This is a genomic window from Chondromyces apiculatus DSM 436 (assembly GCF_000601485.1).
GTDB lineage: Bacteria > Myxococcota_A > Polyangia > Polyangiales > Polyangiaceae > Chondromyces > Chondromyces apiculatus.
In genome coordinates this window covers 90,977-100,427 of sequence record NZ_ASRX01000054.1, presented here as the reverse complement: position 1 = coordinate 100,427, position 9,451 = coordinate 90,977, and the positions used below count along the sequence as shown (strand labels likewise).

Below are 9,451 nucleotides of genomic sequence, written 5' to 3'. Positions count from 1 at the left end.
CCCGCCCCCGCCCCGCACCGCCAGAGCGCCCCGCACGTCCGACACGAACCCACCCTGCGCCGCCAGGGGAAGGGGTCCACGCGATCGCGGTGCGACAGGCGCCAGGGCTGCTCAACTCGGGCATGTTCGGCGCAACCCGCGCAGGTGAGATACGACGCGGTACGACGCGGCGCGACCATTGCCGTTGCTCCCCGCGTGGAACCCCTACGAAGCCATTTCATGAATAAATGACGAGCATTTGCGCGTCCTTGAAGCGCCGCATCAGGTGCGCGTGGCGCGCCGATCGTTTCCCCACCATGCGCGTATCTCTCGCCTGCAATGCGCACGAAGCCGGCTGGCATACCCCTTGTAATAGCAGCCACACGACAGCGCGAAGGTGAGTTCACCTTCGACCGCAGGACGGACCCTCGTCCACGCAGGTGCTGTGCGAGCCCGCAAGGGTGCGCATCGCGCGGCCCGAACCCGTGTCGGACCGTGTTCTCCACCCGGAATCGTGAAGACCAAGGAGTTTCCCATGAAGAAGATCATCGCCGCTGCCCTGTCCGTCATGTCCATCGCGCTGCTCAGCATGTCCAGCAGCGCCTCGGTGCAGCCGACGCCGACCAACCTCGCACCGGCCCACGAAGCGGTGCAGAACACCGCGAGCCCCGCGGAAGCCGTGAGCGAGGACGCGGAGAAGGACAAGATGTGCCCCCGATGTGGCTGCGAGTGCATCGTCGACGGCGGCTCCTGCTGCGCCTCCAACCCCTACATGTGCTGCATGTGATCGTGGGCGTGCCGGCGTCGCGATCCTGGCATGACCGGGACCGTGAGGCGCGCTGCGCGCTGCGCGTTGCTCATCGACGAACGTGATCAAGCCCGCGACGCCGCGCTGAACGCCCTCCCGCAGCTCGGCGCGCGGGTGGAGGCTCAGAAGTCGTAGCGGGCTCCCAGCCCTGGCGCGAGCGCGACCACGATCTGCCCGGTGAGCGCTTCCGCGTCGAAGGTCGCGTAACCGTGCTCCCCGCCATCGAAGGCGTGCGTCTCGTCCCAGGTGGGGCGCGTGAACGCGAACAGCACGAAGGCGCCGAGCCCTGCATTCAGCGCCACGTGCTCCCCGAGCTTGAGCCCGAGGCGCACCTCCGGTTCCAGGTAGAAGTACCGGGCGTCGTGGACCTCGGTGAGATCGCCGAAGCCCTTGGCGCCCCGGTCACCATCCTCGGGCAGCGTGCCCCGGCGCGCGTCCCGCATCGTCCCCAGCAGCGTCCCGGCCCCGAGGCGAACGTGGATCGGCAGCCACGTCTCGAGCGTCAGCCCCGCCCAGGCGCCAGCCACCACGCCTTGCAGGCGCAGGTCGTCATCCACCATCCCCAGCACGCCCGACAGCCCCACGGGCCTCGCCAGCGCGCTACGCCCCGTGACCGTCTGCGTCACCGAGAGCGTGCCCAGCGACAGGCCGAACCCGAGCCCCAGACCCAGCTCGTAGCCCCCGCGCAGGACCATGGTCCCGCCCGTGCCGACCCCCAGCCCGCAGCCGCCCGTGCAGCCCCCGGCGACGTCGCCCCCGAAGCTCGGCACCAGCGCCAGCGCCTGGGCCAGCTCCACCACGAACCGCGGCTTCCGGGGCGGCTTCGGCCAGAAAGGAGAGCTCGGGTCCCGCGTCAGCGACACGGGCAGCACCTTGCGCTCTCCGCGCCCGAGCGACACCTCCTGCACCCAGGGCACGAAGCCGGGCGCCGCCACCTCGACCCGGTGCGCCCCCTCGCGCAGCCGCCCCTCCCAGATCCCCCGCCCGACCGACACCGCATCGACGGCGACCACCGCGCTGAGCGGCTCCGGCGCGACCCGCAGCCCCGCCGAGAGCACCTCTGCGGCGAGTGTCAGCGGCGTCGTCGTGTCCAGCGCGACGGGCACCGACAGCGGCGGCGTCCCCAGATCGCCCTCCCCCCGGAGCGACACCACGTGCTCCCCGACCGCCAGCCGCCCCTCCCAGGGCGTCTTGCCGACCACGCTCCCGTCGACCACCACCTCCAGCGCCCTGCCGCCCGTCTCGGCCACCCGCAGCCGCCCCGAGCGCGCCAGCGCCCGGAGCTTCGCCTGCACGCGCACCGTCTGCCCCCCGGCCACGTCCACCCGCTGCTCGAAGGGCTCGAAGCCCTCCTTGAGCACCCGCACCAGGTGGGCCCCGACCGCCACGCGCAGGGGCGCCAGCGTGGGAAACTCGCCCCGGTCCTGCCCGTCGACCGTGATCGCGGCGCCCGGCTCCGCACCGTCGATGTCGACCGTGCCCACGAGCCCCCGGAGCTGCACGATCTCCCGCTGCGCCGCTTCCCGGCGCTCCGCGGAGAGGCCCTCGCCGAACTGCCGGAGCAGCGCCTCGAACATGTCGAGCGCCTCGTCGTGCCGCCGGAGCTGCTTCAAGCTCAGCGCCGCCGCGGACGTCGCCGACCACGTCGGGTGCAGCGCGCGCGAGGCGAGGAACTCCGCGAGCGCCGCGGCATGCTCACCCTGCGTGTAGAGCTCCCGCCCCTTGCGGTACCTGGCCGTCGCCTCGGCCTGCCGGTTCTCGTTCTGAGGTTCCTGGGGCGCTGCCAGGGCCGGCGTGGCCACGCCTCGGAGGAGCGCTGCCGCGAGGACCACCGCGCCGAGCGCCTCCTGCTTGCTCCGCCGCGCCCGGCACTCAGGGCGCATCGGGCATCAGCACCTCTTCAGGGGTGCGCGGCGCAGCGGGCGCGGGCGGGACAGGCGGCGGTGGTGAGGCAGGCGGTGGGAGCGCTGTCGGCGGTGTCGGCGGTGTCGGTGGCGTGGGTGAGGCGGGGGGAGCAGGTGCCGCGGGCTCCACGCCTGTCTTCGCCCCTTGCCTGGGACGCGGCCGGGGCGTCGGCGTCGGCGTCGGCGTGAGCGCCGTGGCTGCGGCGTGCGCAGGAGACGCGCCGATCTCCACCGCGGGAGGCATCGCCCCCTTCTCGGTCACGACGACCTCTCTCTCGGCCTCACGCCCCTCCTTGAGCACCCGCACCCGGTGCACGGTCCCCAGACCACCGCGGAGGGTGATCGCGCCCCCGCGCACCTCGGCAGGGCTGCCGTCCACCTCGACCGCGGCGTCGGCGGGCAGCACCACCACCTGCACCTCCTTCAGCGGGGCAGGAGAGTGCGGCGCGGGAGCACCGGACGGGGCCTCGGCGGCAGGCAATGCCGGGGTCACCTCTGTGCGCACGCTGAACGCCACGCTGAGGGATGGATCGAGCATGAACCGCTCCCGCTGGCTCAGCATCACCCGGTAGATCCCAGCCGCGCCGAGGCCGACGATCGCCACGGCCAGCAGCGCGCGCCGCCCCGACGGCCTCGCATCCCGCGCGCCTGCGGCCTCGCTCCCGGCCCTGGGGCGGGGCTTCTCCTGCCCGCCGGTCGTCGTCCCTGCCAGCCTGGCGGCATTGCCGACGTTTCCGAACCGCTCCCCGCTCACCGCGTCGGTGCTCGCCCCCGCGTCCGTGCCCCGGATCGCTGCACCCTCACGAGGCAGCGGCACCCTGTCACGGCTCCCTGGCGCAGGCGGCACCGCCACCGCACCTTCCTGCACCAGCGTCTCCACGCCGCGGACCCCCCCGGCATCCGGCGCCGTCGTGGCGTCCTCCGGGATGGCCCTGCCCGAGCCCCGGATGACCACCTGCTGCTCGTCGGACGACGGCGACGACGGCGACGACGGCGACGACGGCGACGACGGCGGCGGCGCCGACGGCGCCACCCGCACCGCGCGCTCCGCCTCGGTGATCCCGACCAGCATCTCCTCGCGGAGCGTGAGCCCCCCGGTGAGCAGCGGCTGCAGCGCCTCCAGCATGGCCGCGGCGCTCTCGTACCGCCGCTCCGGCTCACCCTCCAGCCCCCGGTGCACCGCCCTCCCCAGCTCCGGCGACACCCAGGGCGCCACCTCCCGCAGCGGCGGCGGCCGCGACGAGCAGATGGAGACCAGCAGCTTCCCCACCGACACCGCGTGCTGGAACGGCGCCCGCCCCGCGATGGCGCAGTAGAGCGTGCTCGCGAGCGACCACAGATCGCTCCGCGGATCGACGTCCCGGCTGCTCTCGATCTGCTCGGGTGACATGTAGAGCGGCGACCCCAGGATGCCGCCGGTGTTCGTCAGCCCCGTGGTGTGCACCGCGCCCAGCGGGTCCGCCTTGATCTTGGCGATCCCGAAGTCCAGCACCTTGACCGTGATCTCCCCGTCCGCCCCCCGCGCGAGGAACAGGTTCGCCGGCTTGATGTCGCGGTGAACGATGTGCGCCTCGTGCGCCTTCTGCAGCCCGAGCAGCGCCTGCGCCGCGATGCGGAGCGCCGTGTCCGGAGCGAGCATCGTGCAGCGCTCGATGACCTTGGCCAGGTCCTCGCCGTCGAGCATCTCCATGGCCAGGTAGAGCCGTCCCATCGCCTCGTCGTGCCCCGCGTCGAGCACCTGGATGACGTGTGCGCTGCTGATCGCCGCCGCCGCCCGCGCCTCCCGCCGGAAGCGCGCGATCCCGCCGCCCTCGGTCTCCACCAGGCGGCTGTTGATGACCTTGACCGCAACGTGCGCGCCGGTCTCCGCGTGCTCCGCCTCGTACACGCAGCCCATGCCGCCTTCACCGAGGACGCGGAGCAGCTTGTACTTACGGTCCAGCGTCTCCCCGAGCACCGCACCCGAGAGTACCGGCCGCTCCGCCGCGCTGGCAACAGCCCGAGGCCGCGCAAGCCGCGAAGAAGGTGCGTGTCGTACGCCCGCGCGCGTGCATCTCGACGTGTGGTTCTCCGGAACCATGTTGCCGGTACGCCCGCCCGGTGCGCAGCGGCCGGTCTGCACCGCGCCCGCGCGGCGACCTGACCTCGGCCTGGATCTCGATGGTACGCTCGGCGCAGGGGAGGCCAGCACATCGAGAGCGCCTCTTTCCAAGCACACGCAGCACACGCAGCACACGCAGACCACGCGCAGGCCACGCGCCCTGCACGCGCGATCTCCAGCCACGCCGCCGTGGCACTTCATCGCGAGAGGAACTCTGCATGCCCCATGCCCCCTTGCTCTGCCGCCTCGCCTCTCTCGCCCTCCCTGTGCTCGGCGCGGGCATGCCTGTCTGCGTGCTCGGTTGCGCCGAGGAGAGCGCGCCACTCGACGCGCGCAGCCTCGGCCAGTACTTCCCGGATCAGGCCGAGGCCGTGCTCCACGGGCACCCTGCGTTTGGCCCGGGCGTGGAGGGATTTCAGCTCCCGGGCAGCGAGGAGGATCCTGGTGCGCCAGCCAGGGGCCTGGAAGCACGCCTGCCAGCGCGCGGAGACGGATCGCTGCACCTCGCGCTCCCCGACGGCTTCGCGGCGCAGGTGCGCGAAGTGGGCGCTCTCGGCGACGGGACGCTGGTGGAGGACGCGGTGGCCTACGGGCGCCCCGGGGGGACGTCGTTCTGGGTGGCGACGGACGACGGGGGCTACGAGGAGTGGTTGCTGCTCGACGCGGCGACGGTGCGGCGGGACCGGCCGGTGGCGGCATGGGACGTGGAGGGAGCCACGCTGCGGCAGCGCGGCGAGGGGGTGCAGCTCGCCGACGCGGCGGGTACAGCGCGGATGCTGGTGACGGCGCCGGCGGCGTATGCGCTCGGGGGCAGGCCGGTGAAGAGCCGGCTGGAGGCCTCGGGAGGGAGGATGGCGCTCTGGGTGGAGGCGGAGCAGGAGGCGGTGCTGGTGGATCCCAAGTGGATCGAGCTGCAGAATTCGAGGGATGAGCAGCGCCTCCGCTCCAGCGTGACCCCCCTGCGCGACGGGCGCGTGCTCATCGCCGGCGGTGCGAGGTTCACTGGCTCCTTCGTGCCCCCTCAAGGTATCGCGTCGGCCGAGGTGTTCGATCCGGAGCACCAATCATGGACGCCCGTCGCGCCCATGAGCACCGGTCGCTGGGGTCATGCGGCCATCGTGCTCCACGATGGCCGCATCCTCGTCGCGGGAGGCCTGACGACCGGGGGACCGGGGGGGGCGCTGATCGCGGGTGCCGAGGTGTTCGATCCGATCTCGGGCACATGGACGGCGACGGCCTCCCCGGTGTCCGCGCCGGCGCACGACCGCGAGTTCACGCTGCTCGACGATGGCCGGGTGCTCGCCACGGGTGGAGGGAGAGCAAATGATGAGGGCCCTGTGGACCATCAGCGCGCCGAGGTCTTCGATCCAGTCTTGAACACCTGGGCCGACCTCCCCTCCTCGATGGGCGTGGATCGTGTTCATCACACGGCGACCGTGCTTCGCGATGGCCGTGTCCTGCTCGCAGGAGGCCGGACGGAAGCAGGGATCAGCGCGAGCGCGGAGCTGTTCGACCCGCGGTCGAGCACGTGGACGCAGCTCTCGACGCCGATGAACCTTCCGCGTTCGAGACACGGCGCGACGTTGCTCCTGGACGGCAGGGTCCTCGTCGCCGGAAGCACCCCGGAGGAGAGCCCGGCAGACGAGAGCACGAGGACGGCCGAGATCTTCGACCCTGAGACCGGTACGTGGTCCCTGCTCCACATGAAAGCGGATCATGGAGAGATCGAGGTGACACGGCTCAGGAGCGGCCTTGTCCTCGTCTCGAACACAGGCGTGTCTCAACTCTCCCGCCCGGAGATGTTCGACCCGCAGTCGCAGGAGTGGACGCTCACGCCCTTCTTTCCCATCACCTTCTACAATCCCCGGGCGACACGGCTCAAGGACGGCCGTGTCCTGTTCACCAGCCTGGAGCTCTCGACGACGTCGATGCTGTTGTTCGATGAGCGGTCGAGCCCCTGGTCCCTCCTCCAACCGATGCGTTCACCCTCCTTCACCTCTTCTTCAGCGGGAGTTCCGGGTCCAGCGCGACTTCCAGAGGGTCGTGTCCTCTTCACTGCCACGAGCTACGAACTGAACGACGCCGGGCAAAAAGTGGGCGCGTTGAGCACGCCCGAGTTCTTCGATCCGGAGACGCGGAGCTGGTCGTTCACCTCGCCGCCAGTGGCCCCCCCTCACGAAGACCAGACACTGACGCGACTTGGTGACGGGACCATCCTCGCCACGGGAGGCCGCACTCTGGTGAATACCCTGGTGAGTGGCGCTGCCGAGCTGTTCGAGCCGCAGCTCGGCACCTGGAGCCTGCTTCCCCCGATGCAGACCGCGCGCATCCGACACACGGCGACGTTGCTCGACGATGGCCGGGTGTTCGTCACGGGAGGCGAAAATGCCGGGGGACTGCAGGACACCGCAGAGATGTTCGAGCCTGGCTCCAGGACGTGGACCTCGATCTCCGCGACGATGAGCACAGGTCGAACCTTGCATGCGACGACACGGCTCGGCGACGGCAGGAGGCTGCTCGTGCTCGGCGGCGACACCGGTGAGGGGGGCACCTCGACGGCGGAGATGTTCGACGTGGAGACCCAGACGTGGGAGCAGCTCCCGCCCATGAGCATGCCTCGCCGGAACCCCACCGCGGCGCTCCTCGAAGACGGTCGTGTTCTGGTCGGGGGCGGCACGGAATCCGCCGAAGAAGGGCACACCTCTTCGGTCGAACTCTTCGATCCGGAGGCGCGGACGTGGACCCTCCTGCCGCCCATGCATGCAGCCCGTGACGCGCCCGCTGCCACGCTGCTCGGAGATGGACGCGTTCTGGTCGTGGGAGGTGCCGAGGGCGGCATCGAGAGCATGCGCGCCGAAGTCTTCAACCCTGAGAGCAGGGTCTGGACGTCGACAGGGACGGTGGAAGGGTTGCTCAGCAAGGTCAGCGCCACCTTGCTGGAGGACGGGCAGGTGCTGGTCGCCGGATATTCCCGCATCGCGTCGGACAGGACGCCCATCGCAGCGCTGTTCGAGCCGCTGAGCCTCGGCGCCGACTGTTCGTCATCCGCCGACTGCGCGAGCGGCTTTTGCAGGGAGGGGGTCTGCTGCGACGCGATCTGCAACGATGGCCTGTGCGCGACCTGCCTGAAGTCTCTCGGCGCCGTGCAGGAAGGCATCTGCACCCCGCTGCATGCCTGCGCTCCCTACGTCTGCCGACCCGAGACGGGCGGGTGCGCGGACCCCTGCGAGGCCGCCGAGGACTGCACACCCGAGTACTTCTGCCATGACGGCGCGTGCATCCCCCTTCTGGACAACGGAGAGGGGTGCCAGGCCGACGCCGACTGCCGGTCCGGGTTCTGCACGGAGGGCGTCTGCTGCAACGAAGCGTGCGACGGGAACCTCTGCGAGAGGGCCTGCTCGACGAAGCACCACGCCCCCGCGAACGGCACCTGCGTCGACGTGACCCCGCCTTGCGCGCCCTACTCCTGCGACGGTTCGAGCGGCGCGTGCCTCACCTCCTGCACGTCGGCCGACGGGTGTAGCCCCGGCCTGGTCTGCGCTCCCTCCGGCGCCTGCGTGCCTCCACCGCCCGGCGCGAGCTTCCTCGACCGCAGCTCGTGCAGCGTCTCCGTCGTGTCCTCTCCGGGCTCCTCCCGTGTACCGGCGGTGCCCGCGCTCTTGCTGGCAGCCGGTGTCGCCCTGGGGCGCGGGCGACGACGCAGACGTGAGCGGCGCGCGCTGACGTGAGCGTCCCGACACCGCGCCCCTCCTGAACCGCCCGAAACCGCCCGAAAGTGAGGATGGGCCGCCTCCAGCGGCGTCGAGTCCTGTCGTCCTGTGAAGACGGCGACATTCTCACCGCGCCGACCCTCACCGTCCGCGCCGACAGGTGCCAGTCGGCGTGACGAACCTCACGGTCTCTCCCGTGACGTCACCGTTCTCACTGCGCCGAACGTCGCCGTCTTCCGGCGACGGCGACATTCTCACCGCGCCGAACGTCGCCGTCGCCGGAAGACGGCGACATTCTCACCGCAGCTCCTGTCGCCCTGAAGCGACGACCGTGCCACTGGCGCTCCCCGCCCTGTCGCCCTCGGCCGAGGATGACGGGGCTCGGCGCGCGAACGCGGGGAGCTGTGGGCGATGGGGGGCGCTCCTCGCGGGTGGACTGGCATCGTCGTCGCGCGCTGGGGGTGGTCGCCGCGCGCAACTCCCGGCGGCGTCCGTGGAGGGAGGCGTTCGCGCGCGCGGAATGGTGCCGTCGTCGTCCGCCGGCGGCAGTCGGAGCGGTCAGGGCGCTTCCCGGTAGGTTGGGAGCGCGGAATGGCCGCCGCGTGAGCCTGCGGGCAGGGCGGAGGTGCGCAGGGTGGCGCCGCGCGAGCCGCAGGGATCACCCCGGGAGACCGCGGTGGCGCGCCCGGACCCGGGCTCGACGGTGCGCAGGCCTGTGGTGACACCCAGGGAGATCGAGGGCGAGGCGCCGCGCGCGCACCACCCCTGCGGGAGCGGCCCCCACGGTGCTCCCGCAGCACGTCGCCTCGGAGCAAGCACCCCATGCAGCCTGTGCCCGCGGCCTCTGCGTTCTCGCTCCGCGCTCGCGCACCACGGTGACGCACGCGGGCGAGGGCACGAACGACGAGATGTGCGTCAACGTGCTGTACGTGAGCCGTTTTGATGCGCA

The 9,451-nt window shown here is 71.7% G+C and carries 5 protein-coding genes; 3 read left to right on the top strand and 2 right to left on the bottom strand.

Annotation, left to right across the window (positions count from 1 at the left end):
* Positions 1-514 precede the first annotated feature (514 nt).
* Positions 515-766: a hypothetical protein gene (locus tag CAP_RS29440; RefSeq protein WP_044246977.1), complete on the top strand. Its 252-nt coding sequence runs from the start codon at positions 515-517 to the stop codon at positions 764-766.
* A gap of 30 nt (positions 767-796) precedes the next feature.
* Complete coding sequence (locus CAP_RS55215; protein WP_269324735.1) at positions 797-922, top strand: hypothetical protein; 126 nt, start codon at positions 797-799, stop codon at positions 920-922.
* Here CAP_RS55215 and CAP_RS29435 read toward each other — a convergent pair.
* Together CAP_RS29435 and CAP_RS52680 are read right to left on the bottom strand one after the other, a co-directional pair.
* Complete coding sequence (locus CAP_RS29435; RefSeq protein ID WP_052376307.1) at positions 910-2,670, bottom strand: PEGA domain-containing protein; 1,761 nt, start codon at positions 2,668-2,670, stop codon at positions 910-912. The genes CAP_RS55215 and CAP_RS29435 overlap by 13 nt on opposite strands.
* Positions 2,660-4,648, bottom strand: a complete 1,989-nt coding sequence (locus tag CAP_RS52680) for a serine/threonine-protein kinase (RefSeq protein ID WP_052376306.1) — start codon at positions 4,646-4,648, stop codon at positions 2,660-2,662. Before CAP_RS52680 ends, CAP_RS29435 begins: the two co-directional genes overlap by 11 nt.
* Before the next feature lie 362 nt (positions 4,649-5,010).
* Here CAP_RS52680 and CAP_RS29425 point away from each other — a divergent pair, with 362 nt between their 5' ends.
* Positions 5,011-8,520: a Kelch repeat-containing protein gene (locus CAP_RS29425; RefSeq protein WP_044246976.1), complete on the top strand. Its 3,510-nt coding sequence runs from the start codon at positions 5,011-5,013 to the stop codon at positions 8,518-8,520.
* The last annotated feature ends 931 nt before the right edge of the window (positions 8,521-9,451 follow it).

Bases quoted from the DNA above. Each gene is read 5' to 3' on its own strand.
- CAP_RS29425 (WP_044246976.1), top strand. From the start codon at position 5,011: ATGCCCCATGCCCCCTTGCTCTGCCGCCTCGCCTCTCTCGCCCTCCCT.
- CAP_RS55215 (WP_269324735.1), top strand. From the start codon at position 797: ATGACCGGGACCGTGAGGCGCGCTGCGCGCTGCGCGTTGCTCATCGAC.
- CAP_RS29440 (WP_044246977.1), top strand. From the start codon at position 515: ATGAAGAAGATCATCGCCGCTGCCCTGTCCGTCATGTCCATCGCGCTG.
- CAP_RS29435 (WP_052376307.1), bottom strand. From the start codon at position 2,670: ATGCGCCCTGAGTGCCGGGCGCGGCGGAGCAAGCAGGAGGCGCTCGGC.